Source organism: Aeromonas sp. SG16 (assembly GCF_024436135.1).
In the GTDB taxonomy this organism is placed as follows: domain Bacteria; phylum Pseudomonadota; class Gammaproteobacteria; order Enterobacterales; family Aeromonadaceae; genus Aeromonas; species Aeromonas jandaei.
This window is the reverse complement of record NZ_JANFNW010000004.1, coordinates 248,790-268,898: the sequence shown is the minus strand read 5'-3', so window position 1 is coordinate 268,898 and position 20,109 is coordinate 248,790. Positions and strand designations below refer to the sequence as shown.

14 protein-coding genes are annotated in these 20,109 nt (G+C 57.9%); 8 read left to right on the top strand and 6 right to left on the bottom strand.

Features of this window, described 5'->3' with window-relative positions; genetic code table 11:
• The first annotated feature begins 128 nt into the window (after positions 1–128).
• Positions 129–1,790, top strand: coding sequence for a hypothetical protein (locus tag NOM67_RS13025; protein ID WP_255937660.1), 1,662 nt, complete (start codon positions 129–131; stop codon positions 1,788–1,790).
• Positions 1,791–1,891: 101 nt separating this feature from the next.
• On the opposite strand, the gene NOM67_RS13020 is transcribed toward NOM67_RS13025, so the two are convergent.
• Positions 1,892–2,302, bottom strand: a complete 411-nt coding sequence (locus tag NOM67_RS13020) for a CBS domain-containing protein (RefSeq protein ID WP_033113757.1) — start codon at positions 2,300–2,302, stop codon at positions 1,892–1,894.
• A gap of 154 nt (positions 2,303–2,456) precedes the next feature.
• Here NOM67_RS13020 and NOM67_RS13015 point away from each other — a divergent pair, with 154 nt between their 5' ends.
• From NOM67_RS13015 to NOM67_RS12985, 7 genes are all read left to right on the top strand, one after another.
• Complete coding sequence (locus NOM67_RS13015; protein WP_043849947.1) at positions 2,457–4,367, top strand: ABC transporter ATP-binding protein; 1,911 nt, start codon at positions 2,457–2,459, stop codon at positions 4,365–4,367.
• The gene (locus NOM67_RS13010; protein ID WP_201930581.1) at positions 4,360–4,821 is read left to right on the top strand and encodes a DUF2390 domain-containing protein; all 462 of its coding nucleotides are present in this window, start codon (positions 4,360–4,362) and stop codon (positions 4,819–4,821) included. Before NOM67_RS13015 ends, NOM67_RS13010 begins: the two co-directional genes overlap by 8 nt.
• Positions 4,815–5,669, top strand: coding sequence for a 23S rRNA (adenine(2030)-N(6))-methyltransferase RlmJ (locus NOM67_RS13005; protein ID WP_033113754.1), 855 nt, complete (start codon positions 4,815–4,817; stop codon positions 5,667–5,669). The genes NOM67_RS13010 and NOM67_RS13005 overlap by 7 nt, the downstream gene beginning before the upstream one ends.
• A gap of 634 nt (positions 5,670–6,303) precedes the next feature.
• Positions 6,304–7,641, top strand: a complete 1,338-nt coding sequence (locus NOM67_RS13000) for a hypothetical protein (RefSeq protein WP_255937654.1) — start codon at positions 6,304–6,306, stop codon at positions 7,639–7,641.
• Between the two features lie 681 nt (positions 7,642–8,322).
• Positions 8,323–8,784, top strand: a complete 462-nt coding sequence (locus tag NOM67_RS12995) for an NUDIX pyrophosphatase (protein ID WP_255937652.1) — start codon at positions 8,323–8,325, stop codon at positions 8,782–8,784.
• A gap of 258 nt (positions 8,785–9,042) precedes the next feature.
• Complete coding sequence (locus NOM67_RS12990) at positions 9,043–9,873, top strand: alpha/beta fold hydrolase (RefSeq protein WP_255937650.1); 831 nt, start codon at positions 9,043–9,045, stop codon at positions 9,871–9,873.
• Positions 9,874–10,048: 175 nt separating this feature from the next.
• Entirely contained in the window at positions 10,049–12,013 is a 1,965-nt protein-coding gene (locus NOM67_RS12985) for an LTA synthase family protein (RefSeq protein ID WP_255937648.1), read from the top strand.
• A 220-nt stretch (positions 12,014–12,233) separates the two neighbouring features.
• Here NOM67_RS12985 and eno read toward each other — a convergent pair whose 3' ends face one another.
• From eno to rlmD, 5 genes are all read right to left on the bottom strand, one after another.
• Positions 12,234–13,535 (bottom strand): phosphopyruvate hydratase, encoded by a 1,302-nt coding sequence (gene eno, locus NOM67_RS12980; protein ID WP_005335583.1) that lies wholly within the window; start codon positions 13,533–13,535, stop codon positions 12,234–12,236.
• An 89-nt stretch (positions 13,536–13,624) separates the two neighbouring features.
• Positions 13,625–15,262, bottom strand: coding sequence for a glutamine hydrolyzing CTP synthase (gene pyrG / locus NOM67_RS12975; protein WP_033113091.1), 1,638 nt, complete (start codon positions 15,260–15,262; stop codon positions 13,625–13,627).
• Positions 15,263–15,403: 141 nt separating this feature from the next.
• Positions 15,404–16,201: a nucleoside triphosphate pyrophosphohydrolase gene (gene mazG / locus NOM67_RS12970; RefSeq protein ID WP_156853550.1), complete on the bottom strand. Its 798-nt coding sequence runs from the start codon at positions 16,199–16,201 to the stop codon at positions 15,404–15,406.
• 84 nt (positions 16,202–16,285) lie between these two features.
• Positions 16,286–18,499 (bottom strand): GTP diphosphokinase, encoded by a 2,214-nt coding sequence (relA, locus tag NOM67_RS12965; protein ID WP_040068329.1) that lies wholly within the window; start codon positions 18,497–18,499, stop codon positions 16,286–16,288.
• 211 nt (positions 18,500–18,710) lie between these two features.
• Positions 18,711–20,033 (bottom strand): 23S rRNA (uracil(1939)-C(5))-methyltransferase RlmD, encoded by a 1,323-nt coding sequence (rlmD, locus tag NOM67_RS12960; protein ID WP_255937639.1) that lies wholly within the window; start codon positions 20,031–20,033, stop codon positions 18,711–18,713.
• Positions 20,034–20,109 lie beyond the last annotated feature (76 nt).

Here is a 20,109-nt window from a genome sequence, read left to right as displayed (position 1 = left end):
AACTGCTCATCATGCCCCATCCCGCACTCTGCTGACTACTGTCAACTTTTCATCCGCCCAAAACTGGGCCTATCTGTCCCTTGGCTCTACCATGATCCATTCAAGGATTGGTAAAAAGGGAGTGTTGTATGGCGATATTGCTGCTTGATGAGGATCCTCTGCTGCGCAGCGCCATCATCCGGCAACTGACCGAACAGGGTGTGCTGGCCGAACATATTCACTACCACAGCCACCCGGAACATGGGCACCACGGCCTGTTTGCCCTGCTCCAGCAACAACCTTTTGATGCCATCATCTGCCAGCAGGACAAGCAGCAGGGGCGTGAAGGGGCCCGCCTGCTCCACGAGGCGCACTACCTCGGCCTGCTGCAACCCGGTTGTGTCCTGCTGCTGCTCGATGCCGACGCCAGCGAGCAGGAGTTTCTCCCCTCGGATCTCTACTTCTCCCTCTATCTGCCGCTCCCCTTTATGACCGGTCAGCTCGACGAGGTGCTGTGCCAGCTGGTGCACCTGAGCTCACTCACCCCCTCCCTCAGCGCCCCCATCGCCCTGCGGGAGTGGCAGATCGCTACCGCCACCTGTGAAGACCTGCTGTTCCAGCCGGAACATCGGGAGCTCAACCCCTGGCTGGATCGACTCAAGGGTTATCTGCTGCTGCAATCCGCCGATCAGATGGCAGCCGCCCAGCACTACGCCCTCTGCGCCAACGAATACCGCTCCGGCTGGCCCCGAGCCGGCCTCTTCTACGGCCTGCTCGGGCTGGGCAAACTGCAGAGTGCGCTCACCGATCTGCAGCGCCATCAGGATACCTTGCCGCTGGCCACCAAGCGGGAGCTGACGCTGGCCAGCCAGCTCCATCAGCATCAGTGGCAAACTGCCTGGGGCACGCTGCAGGAGCTGCAAAAAATCCGCCCCCACCAGCCACGCTGGCACCAGCTGGCCATGCTGCTGGGATTGATCTTGCAGGATGAGGATAAGGTGCTGGAGCAGGTCCACAGCCTCAATCTGCGCTATTTCGGTGAGCTGCATCCCCGCCAGTCGCTGGAGAGCTTCATGCTGAGCGCGGCGCTGGCGGTACTGTGGCAGAGTCCCTCTGCCAACCGGATCCGCTCCCTGCTGCAGGAGTGGGTTCACCTCAAGCGCACCGTGACTCTGCAGGCGCACGAGTACGAGCTGCTGCAGGCGCTGAAACTGGGGCTGGAGTACCGCTTCGACGAGGCGTTGATCCTCATCTCGCACCATCAGCCGGATCAGGCAAGCACCAGTCATGTCACCCTGCTGCTCGGTTTTGCCGTCAGCCAGTTCTGCGGGCTGCCGCACCATGCGAGCCGCTACCTGACCCAGCTATCCGAATATCGCATCCGGGTCGCCCCCCATCCCCTCACCCGCCAGCTCTTTCACCATCTGGTGAGCGAGCTGGGAGTGCGCCTGACGGCCCGCGAGCAGCGCCTTACCGAGCTGCGCCAGACCCGCCACCGGGCGATGCACCTTGGCGACCACCAGCTGGCGCTGCAGGCGGGATTGCAGTTGCAGGAGGAGTTTCCCGCCCTGCCCGGCGATGCCTGGCAACTGCTGGAGCTGCTGCAACACAGCTGGCCCGCCGGCATGGCGGCGCCCAAGGTGGCACTGGTGGTGGATCGGCTGGAGCGGCGCCTGCGCCATAGCCCCGCCTTTCTGGAGCAGCACGGGGAGCAGTATCGCCAGACTCTGAGCGAGATCCGCAGCCACCTGCAACCCAAGCTCTCCGGCGGCATGCCTGCGAGCAATGCCGGCAAGCCGCCGGCGTCATAAAGCCCAAGCGACCAGTGAGCCTCAACGAGAGAGGGGAGCCATGGCTCCCCTCTCTCGTTCCGGTTATCACTTCCCGTTCGGCCCCGGGCGGCCGGGGCGATTCAGAGCCCGTCCGGCGTCAGCGCAACCCGCAGAAAATCCTTCCAGCTGATGATGCCGACCAGAGCGCCGTTTTCCAGCACCGGCAGGCAGGAGACATTCTTCTCCAGCATCAGCTGCACCCCTTCGCGCACGGTGAGCTGGGGGGCGATGGTGACGGGGTGGCGGCTCATGATCTGGTGCGCCCGCTTGGTGAGAGTTTCGGTGTCGCGGGTCATCTCGGCCTCGGAGTCGAGATAGGGGCTGATGGCGCGAAACAGGTCGCGGTCGGAGATGACCCCCACCAGCTCCCCCTCCTCCAGCACCAGCAGATGGCGAAAGTGGGCCTGCTCGAAGATATCCTTGATGACGCTGAGCCGATCATCCATCGACACGGTGGCGACCCGGGTCGTCATAATATCCCTGATAAGCATGCTAACCTCCCGTAACCAAACTGGTTTCTCTGTTATGGCATGTTTTTGTCATACCAGCCATAGCGAGCCACGCGCCAAAGTGCAAATCTGCGCCTTTTCACGTAAGATCCGCGCCAGTTTTTCTCCTCCATTTTTGAGCAAGCAGATCCCACCCATGATAGTTGCCAGTCAAATCGAACTGATCCGCGGCGGCCGCAAGCTGCTGGACAACGCCTCCGCCACCATTCACCCGGGCCACAAGGTGGGTCTGGTGGGCAAAAACGGCTGTGGCAAGTCCACCTTTTTTGCACTGGTACGGGGGGAGCTGGCCATCGACAGCGGCAGCTTCAGCCTGCCCGCCGGCTGGCAAATTGCGGGCGTGGCGCAGGAGACCCCGGCGCTCGATTGCTCCGCCCTCGACTACGTGATCGACGGCGACAAGGAGTTTCGCGCGCTGGAGGCCGAGCTCGCCCAGGCCGAGCAGGATGACAACGGCCTGCTGGTGGCCGAGCTGCACAGCAAGCTCGACACCATCGGCGCCTACAGCATCCGCGCCCGCGCCGCCGAACTGCTGCACGGCCTCGGTTTTGCCGACGAGCAGCTCAGCTCGCCGGTACGCAGCTTCTCCGGTGGCTGGCGCATGCGCCTGAACCTCGCCCAGGCGCTGCTCTGCCGCTCCGATCTGCTGCTACTCGATGAACCGACCAACCACCTGGATCTCGACGCCGTCATCTGGCTGGAGAAGTGGCTCAAGGGCTATCAGGGCACGCTGGTGCTGATCTCTCACGACCGCGATTTCCTCGACTCGGTCATCAGCCGCATCATCCATATCGAGAACGGCAAGCTCAACGAATACACCGGCGGCTACTCCGACTTCGAACTGCAGCGCGCCGAACATCTGGCCCAGCAGCAGTCGATGTACGAGAAGCAGCAGCGCGAAATGGCCCACATGCAATCCTATGTGGACCGCTTCCGCTACAAGGCCTCCAAGGCCCGTCAGGCCCAGAGCCGCCTGAAAGCCATGGAGCGGATGGAGAAGATCCTGCCCGCCCACGCCGACTCCGAGTTCAGCTTCGAGTTTCGCGAGCCGTCGGCCCTGCCGACCCCGCTCATCGCCATGGAGAACCTCTCTGCCGGTTACGGTGACAAGGTGATCCTCGAGAAGATCAAACTCAATCTGGTACCGGGTTCGCGCATCGGTCTGCTCGGTCGCAACGGCGCCGGTAAATCGACCTTTATCAAGATGCTGGCCGGCTCCAACCCGCCGCTCTCCGGCAAGCTGGAAGTGAGCGCCGGGGTGAGCATCGGTTATTTTGCCCAGCATCAGCTGGAGACCCTGCGTCTCGACGACACCCCGCTCGATCATCTGGTGCGCCTCGCGCCGGACAAGACCGAGCAGGAGCTGCGCAACTATCTGGGCAGCTTTGGCTTTCACGGTGATAAGGCGCTCGACAAGGTGGCCCCCTTCTCCGGCGGCGAAAAGGCGCGGCTGGTGCTGGCCCTCATCACCTGGCAAAAGCCCAACCTCTTGCTGCTCGATGAACCGACCAACCACCTGGATCTGGAGATGCGCCACGCCCTGACCATGGCGCTGCAAGGCTTCGAAGGGGCCATGGTAGTGGTATCACACGATCGCCACCTGCTGCGTACCACCACCGACGACTTCTATCTGGTGCACGGTGGCCGGGTCGAGCCGTTCGACGGCGATCTCGACGACTACCACAAGTGGCTCGGCGAGCAGGAGAAAGAGGCCAACGCCAAACCGGCGGATGGCCCCGTCTCCGCCAACTCGGCGGTGGCGCGCAAGGATCAGAAGCGGCGCGAGGCGGAGTTCCGCCAGCAAACCCGTCCGCTGCGCCAGAAGCTGGAAAAGCTCGAAGCGAGCATGGAGAAGCTGCAGGGCAAGCTGGCCGACATCGAGAGCCAGCTGGCCGATCCGGCCATCTACGAGGAGAGCGCCAAGCAGAAGCTCTCCGAGCTGCTCAAGTCCCAGGGCCCCATCAAGGAGGAGCTGGAGAACGTCGAGATGGAGTGGATGAGCCTCTCCGAAGAGCTGGAAACCATGGAGCAGGAATTCCTTGCGTGACGAAATGCTGATGGCCCCGGAGCGGGTCGCTGCCGATGAACTCCCCTCCCCGCGCGGCTTCTGGCAGTGGAGCGGTGAGGTGTATGGCGCCCGCAGCCACGACTGGCTCACCGTGCAGACGCTCGGTGGCAACGTCAATCTGGCCCTGCTGCTGCATCGCCTCGATGAGCTCGGGATCCCGGTCGACCTGCTCGACCTGCAGCCTGCACTGCTGCAAACCGAAGCCGTGCTGACCCCCTGGCGCGCCCTGCGCAAAAACGCCAAGGGGCGGCTCGGCGAATCCGAATATCAGGCCATGCTGGCCCACGAGCTGGAGCTGGAACGGCTCCAGCAGGGGGTGCTGCTGCAAACCCTGCGCAGCCTCACCCTGGTGCGCGGCAAGAGCCAGAATCTGTTGAACTATCTATCGCTACTGGGGGCCACGCAGGGCCCCCTCAGAGACCTAATATGCTGAGTTATCGCCACGCCTTTCACGCCGGCAACCACGCCGACGTGCTGAAACACACCGTTCAGGCCCTGATCATCGAGTCCCTCAAGAAGAAGGAGAAACCCTTCATCGTGCTGGACACCCATGCCGGCGGCGGTCTCTACGACCTGCGCGGCGAGTGGTCGCAGAAGAAGGCGGAGTATGCCGACGGCATCGGCCGGCTGTGGGACGAGCGCGGCCAGTGGCCCGCCATGGCCCCCTATTTCGCCGTTATCGACGAGATGAATAGCGATGGCCAGCTCCACTACTACCCCGGCTCACCGGAGCTCTCCCGCCGCCTCACCCGCGAGCAGGACAAGCTGGCGCTGATGGAGCTGCACAACAACGAAGTGGAAGATCTGCGCGCCAATATGGGTTACGACCCGCGCGTCGCCGTCCACCATAGGGACGGCTTCGAAGGGCTGGTCGCCCTGCTGCCGCCCACCCCGCGCCGCGGGCTGGTGCTGATCGACCCACCCTATGAGCTCAAGGAAGATTACTTCGCGGTGGTCGATACCCTGAAAAAAGCGCAGAAGCGCTGGGCCACCGGCATCTACGCCCTCTGGTACCCCATTCTGGGGGAAGAGGCGGACAAATCCCGCGACATGCTGCGCGCCATCAAGCGCGAAAACTTCGGCAACGTGCTGGTGGCCGAGCTGGAAGTGGCCGGTCAGACCAAGGATTGGGGCATGAACGGCTCAGGGATGCTGATCATCAGCCCGCCCTGGATGCTGGACGAGCAGATTGAAGCCTTCCTCAAACCGCTGTGTGCCAAGCTGGCGCAGGGCGCCGGTGCCCAATACAAGGTCGAGTGGCTGAACAAGGTCGAAGAGTAAGCCCGCACCAGCCCGCTCCGACGCCCGGTCAACGCGCCAGCGAGACGATCAGCCAAGCCGTTCACAGTGACGACATGGCTTGCCCAAAAAGAAGCCCCGTTCAGGGGCTTCTTGTTTTTTACCTGCCAGCGCTTTTACCCACCGACACGGCTACCCGCCAACACTTTTTATCCAGCAACACAGTGTGTCGCACTTTCCACTCGCTGCGCCAACCGGTCGCGATTTATTAATTGCTTGATCTGGCTCAGAAACTCCCCTCATCGCCCTTTCCCTTGGCCAAGGGGTCGGTACTATAGCCAATTGGCAACACAAGCCTCGTCGGAGTCACCCCATGAGCCATGCCAGCCATACCCCGTTGGTTAAAAACAGCAGACTGGAGGCTGTAATTCAGGGGCGGTAGCATCATGACTGTGAAATACATCTCCGTCAGCAATATTATTATAAAAGTAATCATTGAGTTAAAAATAGAGAGCATATATATGAAGGAGAAAACAAATCTATCTTGTAGACAAATTATGACTCCCACGGGAAATTAAAACATGAAAAGACAACCCCTTAAAATAAATGCCTTACGTATATAAATATTTAAACTCCCACTCATCAACCATCACTCAGATATAGTTTGAGGTTTACATTGAAACATCTTGGAAGAATTTCAGCTGATTTATTTCACCGGCATTTTGCACAGGATGCCTTTGAGCGTCAAAAAGGAATGGCAAGCATTAAATCACTAAAAATAGTCACATATGTTCCTATAAGCGCATTAATATCGACATTCAAATTCATTCATGAAAACTTTATTATAAAAAGCGATGAAGCAATAATTATATTTGGGGTGACTGGTCTAAACTCTAAAGACTCACAAGAAGCACTATGTAAAGAATGCAATGAGATTAGTAAGTTATCAACTAAAAATCTGAACGTCTACATTCATACGAGATGTCATATAAAAATGTTGTTAGCTGACAATGAATTATTTTTAGGAACACAAAACATTTCTAGTACGTCTTGCTCTTTTTCTGAAATTAGCCACCTAGGTTATAATAACATATTCAGCAACCATGAGTTGATAATGAAGATTCATGATGAAGGGCAACACATTTCAAACTCCATTATTAATGAGATAATGAAAGATGAACTTAGTTGCTTTAATATAATTAAAAATGGTTTAAAAACGCCATTAGACTATAAGATAATATTCGAACTATATGATAGCAAAACTATTAAGGAGTATTTTAAAATAATTCGTCTTGCGGCAGATGAAATTTACAATTTAAAAAACACTATTGACACGTCAAAATGGGAGTTAGAAATTGAAGACTGTGTTGAAATAGTTGAATTGTGCGAAGAAATACATAACATTCATACAAATGATTGCTCTTCCATTAGGAAGTTATCAGATTTTTTACTGTTAGTAACCGGAGAGGATAGATATTTAAGAAAGGAATTAAGTCTATCGTCCTCCTCGTTTAACATTGTTGAATTACTGGAGAAAATATCTTTCTTAAGTGACATTAACTCAAGCACACACAAGAATGAAATGTTAAACGCACTCACTAATGTACTTACTAGTGTTCTATCTGAAATAAAAGTATCAGATATTGATGGTAACGCTTTCCATGTTATGTTAACGAAAATAAAGGATGTTATTTTTTATGCTGGCCTATATGATAAAAGACATCTAGTCGAATATATGAGCCACGAAGTTATTAGCCAAATAGAAAGTAATATTGGGGATTATGAACTTTCTAGATATATTGATAACGATGCCAACATCTCACACGACTCAATTCAAGAGGCAATCTATAATGATGAAATCCCTCTGGAATATCAAATATATACACTAGCCGAACATGTGAAGAAAACATCTTTAGAAATAACTGAAATTATTTTAGATGTGTTTAAGTCAATAACTAAAGATAGAATAGACAATGCCCAACAAATATTAAATATAAAAATGAATAATGAATAATGAATAATGAATAATGAATAATGAATAATGAATAATGAATAATGAATAATGAATAATGAATAATGAGAATTCATACTTCAGTACCGTTCTAGTTATCACCTAACATCGGCCTCCCGCCGATGTTAGGTATCACAATTCGTTACAACCAACAACGAGTGACCCCACAACCACTACGGAGACTCACGAAGCTTTATCATAAGGCACACACCTTTCTGGCTAACGCTCATCCATCCACAACAGTCACGACTCTCTTATCGGTTGCAGCCTGTAGGTTCGAATAGCGCAGCCTATTCGGACAATCGCGAATCCCCGCCAATACATCACCAAGGATCGGAAGATACCCTTGTTGGGCTTGTATACGTCACCCTGATGCAACCCAAGGCTCGTCGGTGCCACTATAAGCTGGATTTATGGGTTTTCCGATAATGCCCCAACTTTTGCTTATAGTAGCTAGCGCCAGCCTGAATGCGCCTACTTACCGACCACAGGGCGCTTGTGATATTCCCTCCCGATCCAGTGATACGCCGGGACAGCTTTGATATGCAGTCACAGACTCACTCTTTTATTGTCAATGGCAGCGGGCAGGCAGCCTTTGCCAATACGTTGCAGGAGTGGCTGACAAAACAATAAAGAACAGCAGCTTCATGGCTCCGGTTTTGCATTATCGGTTTGGGAGAAAATATGAGAACAGCAAAGCAGGTATTGGTCATCCCCTATGTGATTCGCGATGCCGTGTTGCAGATGGTGATGTTAAAACGTGCCGATCTCGATATATGGCAGTGGGTGGCTGGAGGAGTCGATGAGAACGAATCTCTTGATGAGGCCGCGCGACGCGAGTGCAGCGAAGAGCTCGGTATAGCATGCCGTGACAATCCACTCTTGCCACTCGAATCTCACTGCACAATCCCCAAGTGTCACTTTGATTTACCAGGCACCACTTATAAACATCTTTATACCGTCACCGAGTATGCCTTTGCCATCGAGTTAAAGGTCAGTGACAAGATAGCGCTGAGCGAAGAACATTCAGAATATCTATTGATCACTTACCCGCGGTTAACAGACCTAAAAACATGGGACAGCAATAGAACCGCCGCTTGGGAATTACGCCAGCGTTTGCTGGATAACCATCTCATTGTGGCCTGATGTCATCTTGGACAATCGCGAATATCCCCGCCAATACATCACCAAGGATCGGAAGATCTCCTTGTGGGGCTTGTATCAGTCACCCTGATGCAACCCAAGGCTCGTCGGTGCCACTATAAGCTGGATTTATGGGTTTTCCGATAATGACCCAACTTTTGCTTATAGTGGCTAGCGCCAGCCGGAAAGAGCCCACTTACCGGCCGCAGGGCGCTTGTCATATACTCCTCCGCTCTTATGACACGCCGGGGAGGCGTTGATATGCAGTCACAGACTCACACTTTTATCGTCAATGGCAGCGCGCAGCCCTGCCTGCAGGCGGGCAGCGGCGAGCCGCTGTTGCTGATCCATGGCGCGCTGGCCAACCACACCCTCTGGCTCGAACATATCGAGCTGCTCTCGCAGCACTACAGCGTCTATGCCCCCACCCTGCGCCACTTTGGCGAGGCGGGCAGAGAGGGGCCGTTCGGTCTTGAGACCCATGCCGGCGATCTGCTTGCCTTGCTGGAGCAGTTGCCGTGCGGGCCAGTGCATCTGGCGGGCTGGTCATACGGGGCGGATGTCGCCCTGACTGCCGCCCTGATGGCGCCCGAGCGGTTTCGCTCCCTCTGTCTGGTGGAGCCGGGTTGCCCCGGCGCCCTCGATGAGCAGGGCCTTGCCGCCTTTATGGCCGATGCCGGCGCCATGTTCGGCCCGCTGTTTGCACAGGCGCAGGAGGGCAAGTTGCCACAGGCGGTCGCCAGTTTGATCGATGGCTCGGGTGGCCGCGGCGGCTATTTTGCCAGCCAGCCCGTCAAGTGGCAGCAGGCGCAGCTGGCCGAGGCCGCCAGCCTGCCCAAGCAGTTGAGCCAGAGCGAACGCCCCGACTGGTCGCCCGCACGTCTTGCCACCCTGACCCTGCCCGCCTGCGTGATGCTGGGAGCAGCGACCCGCCCGCTGTTCGCGCTGGTCGGCGAGGCCCTTGCCGCGAAGCTGCCGCACTGCCAGCTCAAGCGGATCGAGGGGGCCAACCACCTCTACCCCATCGAGCAACCCGCCGCCTTTGCCAATACCTTGCAGGAGTGGCTGACCAGCCAATCCACCGCCCGCTAAGGGCATCACAAGGAGGGGATGCGAGCGCACTTGGCTCTCGTATCTCCCCGGCAAAGGCGAACCTCTTCACACTTGTCACATCTGGTTACCATTGCGTGACAGTAATGCTTGTAAGCCGACAACTACATCCGTTATCAATAGCCGCTCGATGACTTCCTGAAACTCCGGATTGGCTATGTTCGCTCGCTTTCTGCTGTCGGGTCTGGCGCTGCTCGCGCTCCTGGCACTGCTGCTCAAATCCCTGCTGCTGTTCTGGTCGCCCGCCAGCTTTGCGGTGCTGACCACCACTCAACAACTTGAGGCGCTGTTGTGGGGCTTTCGCTTCGATCTGGCGGCGGCAGCCCTGCTGTGGGCGCCGGTTGCCCTGCTCTGCTGGCTGGCGGTGCGGCTCGGGCTGCGTCGCCTCTCCTGGCTCTGGTGGTGGGTTCCGGCCATGGTGCTGGCGGGGTTGCAGGTGGCCGACCTGATGTATTTCGCCAATTCGGGGCGCCATATCGGCTATGAGCTGGGGGAGGTGACCCGCGAGGCGGGCAGTCTGCTCACCACCGCCCTCAAGCAGTACCCATTGCTGATGGTCGCAACCCTGGCCGGTGCACTGGCCAGCTCCCTGCTGTGTCGCCGCCAGCTGCGCCTGCCGGCGCGCATGACGCTGGCGAAGGCCGAACTGCCGCTGCTGCTCACCTTTGCCGTCGCGGTGCTCTGCGTACGCGGCTCCCTGACCGATCTGCCGATGAAGCCGGATCGCGCCTACGCCATCGGCAATCCCCAGCAGGCGCTGCTCGCCCTCAACCCTGTCTACGCCATGCTGGTCAGCAGCAGCTCCGCCGACGAGACCGGTGGCGGCACGCCGCTCTATCAGCAGCTGCCACTACCCACGGCGCAGCAGCTGGCGACGCTGGCACAGCTCGATGGCCACGCTCCCTACCAGCCGCCGCAGCGCAAGATGAACGTCATCCTGATGCTGCTGGAGAGCTGGCCTGCCGAGCTGATGCAGAGCTACAACCCGGCTGCGCCCAATGTCACTCCCCATCTGGATGCGCTGCACCGCGAGGGGCTGCGCACCGATGGTCTGATCGCCGGCGGCCGTCGCACGGTGGAGGGGTTCTTTACCGCGCTCTGCTCCTATCAAAATCCGCTGGAGGCGGGCATCCCCAATACACCGCTGCAGGATCAGCACTACGAGTGCCTGCCCAAACTGTTGAGCGACGCCGGCTGGAGCACGGCGGTCTTTCAGGGGATGCACAAGGGGGAGACCGGGCAGTTGGCCCAGCTGCTGGGGACGCAGGCCTCTTACGGCAAGCTGGAGATGCCCGCAGCCGAGGTGGAGCAGAACAGCTGGGGCTATCAGGACCCGGATCTCTACCGCTTTATCCTGAGCAAGGCGCGCGCGGAGTCGCGCCCCTTCTTCTACATGGTGAACAACACCACCACCCACGATGACCAGCTGCCGCCGGGCGAGCCCTGGCTGTTTGGCGACCAAAGCAGCAACGAGCGGCAGATGAGCGTGCTGCACTATGCCGACAAGGCGCTCGGCCGCTTTATCGAGGAGTACAAGCAGGCCAACCTTGGCCCGACCCTGTTTGTCATCACCGCCGATCACACCGCTGGCGAGCGCAGCGGCCATATGGGGCGGTACTGGATCCCCTTCCTGATGTTTGCCACCGATGGCTCCATCGCCCCGCGCCATCAGCCGGGCATCGGCGCCCAGCAGGATATCGCCCCCACCATCCTCGACCTGCTGGGGGGCAAGGCGCCCTGGTTTACCGGCCACTCCCTGCTAAGCGAAGCGCCGCGCGGGGGTATCTATGCCGCCAGCGGCACCATAGGGCGGGTCTACGGCGAGCGGATCGTCGAGTACCCGATGCGCGAGCCGGACAAGCTCACCTGCTTTAACTGGAAGGCAGACCTGCAACTGCACCGGCCGCAGCCTTGCGACGACGCGGCGGCCCGCGAGCGGGACTTCAGCTGGGCCACCACCTGGTATCAGCAGAGCCTGCTGTTTGACGGCAAGTCGCGCGCCTATGGCCAACTCGCGCCAGCCAGCCTGCTTGCCCCCCAGCTGGCCGATCAGAGCACCCCAGCCGCCGCCACAACCGCAGGAGTTGAACCCCACAGCAAGGCTGACCACGCCAAGAGCTGAGCCCATCCCAAGCAAAAAGCCCGCATCATGCGGGCTTCTTTGTATCTGTTGCCGGTCAGGGATTGCTGACCCTGGCTGGCCAGCTGCGCTGCCAACTTCTGCCACACCGGCAACGCCGACGGAAAACAGCCATAAAAAAATCCGGAGCCACCAGGGCTCCGGATTGTTCGCCAAACCTTAGGTCTGGCCGGGTCAACCGAGGTTGACGACCGAGGCTTGATTAAGCCTGGTTCTTAACTTCTTTCAGACCGCGGAAAGGAGCTTTGGCACCCAGAGCTTCTTCGATACGGATCAGCTGGTTGTACTTGGCAACACGGTCAGAACGGCTCATGGAACCGGTCTTGATCTGGCCAGCAGCGGTACCAACAGCCAGGTCGGCGATGGTAGCGTCTTCGGTCTCACCGGAGCGGTGGGAGATGACGGCAGTGTAGCCAGCGTCTTTGGCCATCTTGATGGCAGCCAGAGTTTCGGTCAGGGAACCGATCTGGTTGAACTTGATCAGGATGGAGTTGGCGATGCCGTTGTCGATACCGCGCTTCAGGATCTTGGTGTTGGTTACGAACAGGTCGTCACCAACGATCTGGATTTTCTTGCCCAGTTCAGCAGTCTGGTAGGCGAAACCTTCCCAGTCAGATTCGTCCAGGCCATCTTCGATGGAGACGATCGGGAACTTGGTGGTCAGGTCAGCCAGGAAGTCGGAGAAACCGTTGGAGGTGAAGACACGACCTTCGCCTTTCAGGTTGTACTCTTTCTTCTCTGCGTCGTAGAACTCGGAAGCAGCGCAGTCCATAGCCAGGGTGATGTCGGTGCCCAGTTTGTAACCGGCAGCGGCAACGGCTTCAGCGATAACTTCCAGCGCTTCGGCGTTGGATTTCAGGTTCGGAGCGAAACCACCTTCGTCACCAACTGCAGTGTTGTAGCCCTTGGACTTCAGCACTTTGGCCAGGTTGTGGAACACTTCTGCGCCCATGCGAACGGCTTCTTTCAGGGTCTTGGCGCCAACCGGCTGGATCATGAACTCCTGGATGTCGACGTTGTTGTCGGCGTGCTCACCACCGTTGATGATGTTCATCATCGGCAGCGGCATGGAGTAAACACCCGGGGTGCCGTTCAGCTCGGCGATGTGGGCGTACAGCGGCATGCCTTTGGCAGCAGCGGCAGCTTTGGCGTTAGCCAGGGAAACAGCCAGGATGGCGTTGGCGCCGAACTTGGATTTGTTCTCGGTACCGTCGAGGTCGATCATGATCTGGTCGACAGTGGCCTGGTCCTTGGCATCTTTACCCAGCAGAGCTTGAGCGATCGGGCCGTTTACGGCTTCGATGGCTTTCAGCACGCCTTTACCCAGGAAACGGCTCTTGTCGCCGTCACGCAGTTCCAGCGCTTCGCGGGAACCGGTGGACGCGCCAGACGGAGCGGCTGCCATACCAACAAAACCACCTTCCAGGTGAACTTCGGCCTCAACGGTCGGGTTACCACGGGAGTCGATGATTTCACGACCGATCACTTTAACGATCTTGGACATGTGTATTTCCTCAGGTTTCGTAAAAAAACAACAAAAATATGCCAAAAAAAGCGGCTGTGGCACAGTGCCCCAACCGCATTTATTTTCAATTACTTCAAATTACGCTTCTGATACTCGCCTGCCGCCTTCACAAAACCGGCGAACAGGGCGTGGCCATCACGAGGAGTTGAGGTGAACTCCGGGTGGAACTGCGCGGCCACGAACCAGGGGTGATCCGGGATCTCGATGATTTCCACCAACTTCTTGTCAGCGGAGAGACCGGTCACTTTCAGGCCGGCTGCCTCGATCTGCGGCAGCAGCTTGTTGTTGACTTCATAACGGTGGCGGTGACGCTCGTAAATGGTCGGGCTGCCGTACATCTGACGCACCTTGGAATCTTCGACCAGGTGGCAGAGCTGGGAACCCAGACGCATGGTACCGCCCAGATCGGACTTCTCGGTACGGGTCTCGATGTTGCCCTCTTCATCCACCCACTCGGTGATGAGGCCAACAACCGGGTACGCGCAATCTTTCTTGAATTCGGAGGAGTGAGCCCCTTCCATGCCCGCTACATTGCGAGCGAATTCGATCATGGCAACCTGCATGCCGAGGCAGATACCCAGGTAGGGGATCTTGTTCTCGCGGGCATACTGGGCAGCCAGAATTTTGCCTTCCACGCCGCGCTCACCGAAGCCACCCGGCACCAGGATTGCGTCCAGACCTTCCAGCAGCTCGGAGCCACGGGTCTCGATATCCTGAGAGTCGATGTACTTGATGTTGACGGAGTGACGGGTCTTGAGACCACCGTGCTTGAGCGCCTCGTTGACGGACTTGTAGGCGTCCGGCAGGGAGACGTACTTGCCGACCATACCGATGGTCACTTCACCAGTCGGGTTGGCCTCTTCGTAGATAACCTGTTCCCACTCGGAGAGATCGGCTTCCTTGCACTCCAGACCGAAACGCTCGGTGAAGTAGGAGTCCAGGTTCTGGGATTTCAGCAGTGCCGGGATCTTGTAGATGGAGTCGACGTCTTTCATGGAGATGACGGCGCGCTCGGGCACGTTGCAGAACAGGGCAATTTTGGCGCGCTCGTTGGCCGGAATGGCACGGTCGGAGCGGCAGATCAGCACATCCGGCTGGATACCGATGGAGAGCAGCTCTTTTACAGAGTGCTGGGTCGGCTTGGTCTTCACTTCACCGGCAGCGGCCAGGTAAGGAACCAGCGTCAGGTGCATGAACATGGCATTGTTGCGGCCCACTTCGGCAGCCAGCTGACGAATGGCTTCGAGGAACGGCAGGGACTCGATGTCACCTACAGTACCGCCCACTTCGACGATGGCAACCTGATGGCCTTCGGCACCGGCAATCACCCGCTCTTTGATGGCGTTGGTGATGTGCGGGATAACCTGAATGGTGGCGCCCAGATAGTCACCACGACGCTCTTTACGCAGTACGTCGGCGTAGATACGGCCGGTGGTAAAGTTGTTGCGACGGGTCATCTTGGTGCGGATGAAACGCTCGTAGTGACCCAAATCCAGATCGGTTTCGGCCCCGTCCTCGGTTACGAACACTTCACCATGCTGGGTCGGGCTCATGGTGCCCGGATCCACGTTGATGTAGGGGTCCAGTTTCATGATGGTCACATCCAGACCACGGGCTTCCAGAATGGCTGCCAGAGAAGCTGCGGCAATGCCTTTGCCGAGGGATGAAACAACGCCACCAGTAACAAAAATATATTTGGTCGTCATGCTGAACCTGAAAGAAGTTTAGGGAATTTTAAGGGGTGCTTCGGGGATGAAGCAGGACGGGGAAACAGTATACCAAAAACCCCTCTCCCAAACAATGAGCAAAAATCTATCAGGCTCCTTGCCGCCCCATCTTGCGCCAAATCAACTTTGCTCGGTTTCCTTCGCCTTGTCCCAGGCAGCATCAAGCTTTTCGAGGGTGCAATCGGTCATTTTCAGCCCTTCTGCGGCGATTATCTGCTCAACCTGACGAAAGCGACGCTCGAACTTGGCGTTGGCGCCCCGCAGCACCTGCTCCGGATCCTTGCCCAGATGGCGCACCAGATTGACGGTAGCAAACAGCAGATCGCCGAGCTCGTCGCTCACCCGCTCCTCGTCCACATCGACCATCAACACCTCTTCCATCACCTCGTCGATCTCTTCGTGGATCTTGTCCACCACCGGCCCCAGGGTCTTCCAGTCAAAACCGACGGTGGCACAGCGTTTCTGGATCTTGGCGGCACGGGTCAGGGCCGGCAGCGAGAGCGGGATATCGTCCAGCACGCTCTCTTTGTCGAGTGCCGCCCGCTCTTTGGCCTTTTCTGCTTCCCAGTTCGCTTTTACTGCCTGCTCGTTGGCAAGGTCAGCATCCGAGAATACATGGGGGTGCCGGCGAATGAGCTTTTCACTCACCGTATCGACGATATCGGCGAAGTCGAACAGCCCCTGCTCCTTGCCAAGCTGGGCGTAAAACACCACCTGAAACAGCAGGTCACCCAGCTCCCCTTTCAGCCCCTGCCAATCTTCGGTCTCGATGGCATCGGCCACTTCGTAGGCCTCTTCCAGGGTGTGCGGCACTATGGTCTGGAAGTTCTGTTTCAGATCCCAGGGGCAGCCGTTTTGCGGATCGCGCAGACGAGCCATGATGTCGAGCAGTTGGGGCAGATCGTAACGTTGGGACATGGGATATTCGCTTGTTGATTCGTACCGCAGGGGCAAAACAGTGACCGACCTGGCGGTCGGTCACAAGTTGGTTCTTGATGACAATCAGAGGCGCTTGGCGCTAATGACGTCATTGAGCTGGCTGAGCTTGGCCAACGCCCGGTTGAAGGCGTTGATGTTGTAGATCTCCAGCTCCATGTCGATCTCGGCGGTCTGCTCGCGCACGTTGGAGCGTGAGCGTACCCCCATCACATTGATCTTCTCGTTGGCCAGCACGGTAGTGATATCGCGCAGCAGGCCGGAGCGATCATTGGAGATGATCCGGATGGTGAGGCTGTAGCCACCGGAGTAGTTCTCGCCCCACACCGCATCGATCAGTCGTTCCGGGTTGCGACGGGAGAGCTCTTTCAACTGCTCGCAATCTTCCCGGTGGATGGAGACGCCGCGCCCCATGGTGATGAAGCCCTGAATGGCATCGCCCGGGATCGGCTGACAGCAGCGGGCGATATGGGTCATCAGGTTGCCGACCCCTTCCACGACGATGTGATCCTTGGGCTTGTGGCGCATCGGCGCATTGGCCTTCTGCTCCAGCCTCTCCAGCAGGCGACGATCTTCCTCTTCCGCCGTCGGCTTGTTGTAGCAGGTGTCGAGATAGTTGAGCACCTGGTTGATGCGGATATCGCCGCTGCCGATACCGGCCAGCAGATCGTCGGTACTCTCCAGATTGAAGCGGCGCAGCATGTTGCCCTTGTCGATCTTGGACATGCTGAGGTTGTGACGATCCAGCTCCTTCTCGAACAGCTCGCGACCGGCCACGATATTCTTGTCCCGATCCAGCTTTCTGAACCAGGTCGCCACCTTGGCCCGCGCCCGGCTGGAGCGCAGGAAGCCGGCATTGGGGTTCATCCAGTCGCGGCTCGGGTTCGGCTCTTTCTGGGTGATCACCTCCACCTGATCGCCGGTCTGAAGGGCGTAGGTGAACGGCACAATGCGGCCGTCAATCTTGGCACCGATGCAGCGGTGGCCGATCATGCTGTGGACGTGATAGGCAAAGTCGAGCGGAGTGGCACCCGCCGGCAAGTCGATGACATCCCCTTTCGGGGTGAAGACATAGACCCTGTCCTCAAACACCTGACTGCGCAGGTCTTCCAGCAACGAGCCGCTCTCGGAAAGGTCCTCCTGCCAGGCGAGCAGCTTGCGCAGCCACTCGATCTTGTCTTCGAAGGTGTTGGCCTTGCCGCCAGCCTGCGGCCCCTCCTTGTAGCGCCAGTGGGCAGCGACGCCAAGCTCGGCATCCTGATGCATCTGGTCGGTACGGATCTGGATCTCGACCGTCTTGCCCTCCGGCCCCACCACTACGGTGTGGATCGATTGGTAGCCGTTGGGTTTGGGGTTGGCGACATAGTCGTCAAACTCGCGGGGAATGTGGTGGAAGTGGGTGTGGACGATGCCGAGCGCCGCATAGCAATCCTGCAGCCGCTTGGTTACCACCCGCACCGCGCGCACGTCGAACAGCTCGTTGAATTCGAGGTGCTTCTTCTGCATCTTGCGCCAGATGCTGTAGATGTGTTTCGGTCGGCCGTAGACCTCGGCCTCGACCCCCGCCTCTTTCAGCGCATCGCGCAGGGAGCGCACAAATTCCTGAATGTAGCGCTCCCGATCGAGCCGCTTCTCATCCAGCTGTTTGGCGATCTGCTTGTAGGTTTCCGGGTGCAGGTAGCGGAAGGCGAGATCTTCAAGCTCCCACTTGAGCTGACCGATACCGAGCCGGTTGGCGAGCGGTGCATAGATGTTGGTGATCTCCTGGGCCATCAGCACCCGGGTCTCTTCATCCGCCTTTTTCGCTTCCCGCAGGCAGGCGATCCGCTCGGCCAGCTTGATGACCACGGCACGCACATCCTCGACCATGGCGAGCAGCATGCGGCGCACATTGTCGACCTGCTCCGGCGAGGTTTCGCTGCGATGGAGGGTCTGCAGGGAGCGGATGGCCTCCATCTCCAGCACCCCTTCCACCAGCTTGGCGATCTTGGGCCCGAAGTCCTCGTCCATCCGCTCCTGGCTGATGAGACCGGCTTCGACAAAGGGGTAGATGATGGCGGCCTTGAGAGTACCTAGATCCATGCTGAGCATCAGCAGGATGCCCACCATCTCGATGCCGCGCACCAGCAGCTTGCTGGTGAGGGCCTCGTCGCCCAACGTCAGGCAATACTGGTAGACGGTTCGCAACTGCTCCTTGTCACTGTCACTCAGGGTGAGCGAGCTGACCCACTCCTCCAGGGTGAAGTTGTCTTTCAAATGAATATCGCGAACCGCAACCATGGTATCAATCCTTTAAAGTGTTTGGCCGAAAGTAGTCACTTTCACCCCTTGTGAGATCGCCTCAAATGGGGATTTCCGGAGAGGGTTTCAAGGCATATTGTCAAAAAAGACAATAGGTCTCTCCGGCAGGCCCAGCCGAATTACGAGGGGCTAGGTTACCCCAATCACGTCTGCTCAAACAGCTTCAGTTCAGGTTGCTGATGAGCACTCGCTAGCCCCGTTCGAAGAGGGCCATGGACTCCAGATGACCGGTGTGGGGGAACATGTCGAGCATGCCCAACCGCACCAGTCGATAACCGCCCTTCACCAGCACCTGGCTATCACGCGCCAGCGTGACCGGATTACAGGAGACGTAGACCACCCGCTTGGGTGAAAGTTTCACTACGTGCTCCATCACCTCCAGCGCACCGGGACGAGCCGGATCCAGCAGTACCAGATCGAACCCTTCCCGCGCCCAGGACATGCCGACGATATCGCCGCTCAAGTCCGCCTTGTAGAAACGGGCGTTGCTGATGTCGTTGCGACGGGCGTTCTCTTCGGCGCGCGCCACCATGGCCAGCTCCCCTTCCACCCCCACCACTTCGCGGGCCTGACGGGCCAGCGGCAGGGTAAAGTTGCCGATGCCACAGAAGAGATCGAGTACCTTGTCATCCTTACTCGCCCCAAGCCATGAGAGCGCCTGATCGACCATCTGCTGGTTGACGGGGCCGTTGACCTGAATGAAGTCACCCGGAGCAAATGCAAGAGACAGGCCATCCAGCGAGTAAGAGGGTTCGAACTGCTGATGCAGCGGCACTATCTTGTCGTCGGCCGCCTGCAGATAGAGGTCGATACCCTGCTCGGTTGCAAACTCCACCAGCTGCGCCCGATCCGTCTCGTTGGGACGACCGGTATGACGCAGCAGCATCATGATCCCCTGCTCCGCCTGGATCAGTTCGGCATGACCCAGCTCACGCTGGCTCTTCAAGCGATTGAGGCACTCGCGCAGCGGCGCAATCAGGGCAGAGAGCGGTTCGGCCAGCACCGGGCACCCTTCGATCTCCACCAGATCGTTGCTGTTGCGGCGACGAAAACCGACCCGGGTGCAGCGACCGTTCTTGTCGAATTTGATGGCCAGCCGGCAGACCCGGCGATAGGCACGCTCCTCGCCAGTCAGCACCGGCTCCAGTGCAGGTGCACTGATATTGCCGAGACGCTCGAACAGATTGACCAGCCCGGCCGCCTTAGCTGCCTGCTGATCGGCAACCGACATATGCTGGGCGCTGCAACCACCGCACTCGCGGTAGTGGCTACAGAAGGGGGCGATGCGGTTGGCGGCCGGTGTCACCACCTGTTGCAGAGCGGCATGGCCATACTGCTTTTTGTCGTCAGTGATGCGGGCCTTGATGGTCTCGCCGGGCAGCGCCCCTTCAACGAAGATCGCCTTGCCTTGATGACGACCGATCCCGACACAGTGGTGATCGAGGGTGTCTACCGTAAATTCAATGCGTTGGGGCTGGGTGGATTTCTTTTGGGGCTTGAAAAACTGGGCCATAAAACTTGGTGCCTATAGGTGGCTATGTCATGATTGTGGAATCTGCAGCAGGCTATTGTCCCACAAGAATAATAGT

Bases quoted from the DNA above. Each gene is read 5' to 3' on its own strand.
- NOM67_RS13025 (WP_255937660.1), top strand. From the start codon at position 129: ATGGCGATATTGCTGCTTGATGAGGATCCTCTGCTGCGCAGCGCCATC.
- NOM67_RS13020 (WP_033113757.1), bottom strand. From the start codon at position 2,302: ATGCTTATCAGGGATATTATGACGACCCGGGTCGCCACCGTGTCGATG.
- NOM67_RS13015 (WP_043849947.1), top strand. From the start codon at position 2,457: ATGATAGTTGCCAGTCAAATCGAACTGATCCGCGGCGGCCGCAAGCTG.
- NOM67_RS13005 (WP_033113754.1), top strand. From the start codon at position 4,815: ATGCTGAGTTATCGCCACGCCTTTCACGCCGGCAACCACGCCGACGTG.
- NOM67_RS12995 (WP_255937652.1), top strand. From the start codon at position 8,323: ATGAGAACAGCAAAGCAGGTATTGGTCATCCCCTATGTGATTCGCGAT.
- NOM67_RS12990 (WP_255937650.1), top strand. From the start codon at position 9,043: ATGCAGTCACAGACTCACACTTTTATCGTCAATGGCAGCGCGCAGCCC.
- NOM67_RS12985 (WP_255937648.1), top strand. From the start codon at position 10,049: ATGTTCGCTCGCTTTCTGCTGTCGGGTCTGGCGCTGCTCGCGCTCCTG.
- eno (WP_005335583.1), bottom strand. From the start codon at position 13,535: ATGTCCAAGATCGTTAAAGTGATCGGTCGTGAAATCATCGACTCCCGT.
- pyrG (WP_033113091.1), bottom strand. From the start codon at position 15,262: ATGACGACCAAATATATTTTTGTTACTGGTGGCGTTGTTTCATCCCTC.
- mazG (WP_156853550.1), bottom strand. From the start codon at position 16,201: ATGTCCCAACGTTACGATCTGCCCCAACTGCTCGACATCATGGCTCGT.
- relA (WP_040068329.1), bottom strand. From the start codon at position 18,499: ATGGTTGCGGTTCGCGATATTCATTTGAAAGACAACTTCACCCTGGAG.
- rlmD (WP_255937639.1), bottom strand. From the start codon at position 20,033: ATGGCCCAGTTTTTCAAGCCCCAAAAGAAATCCACCCAGCCCCAACGC.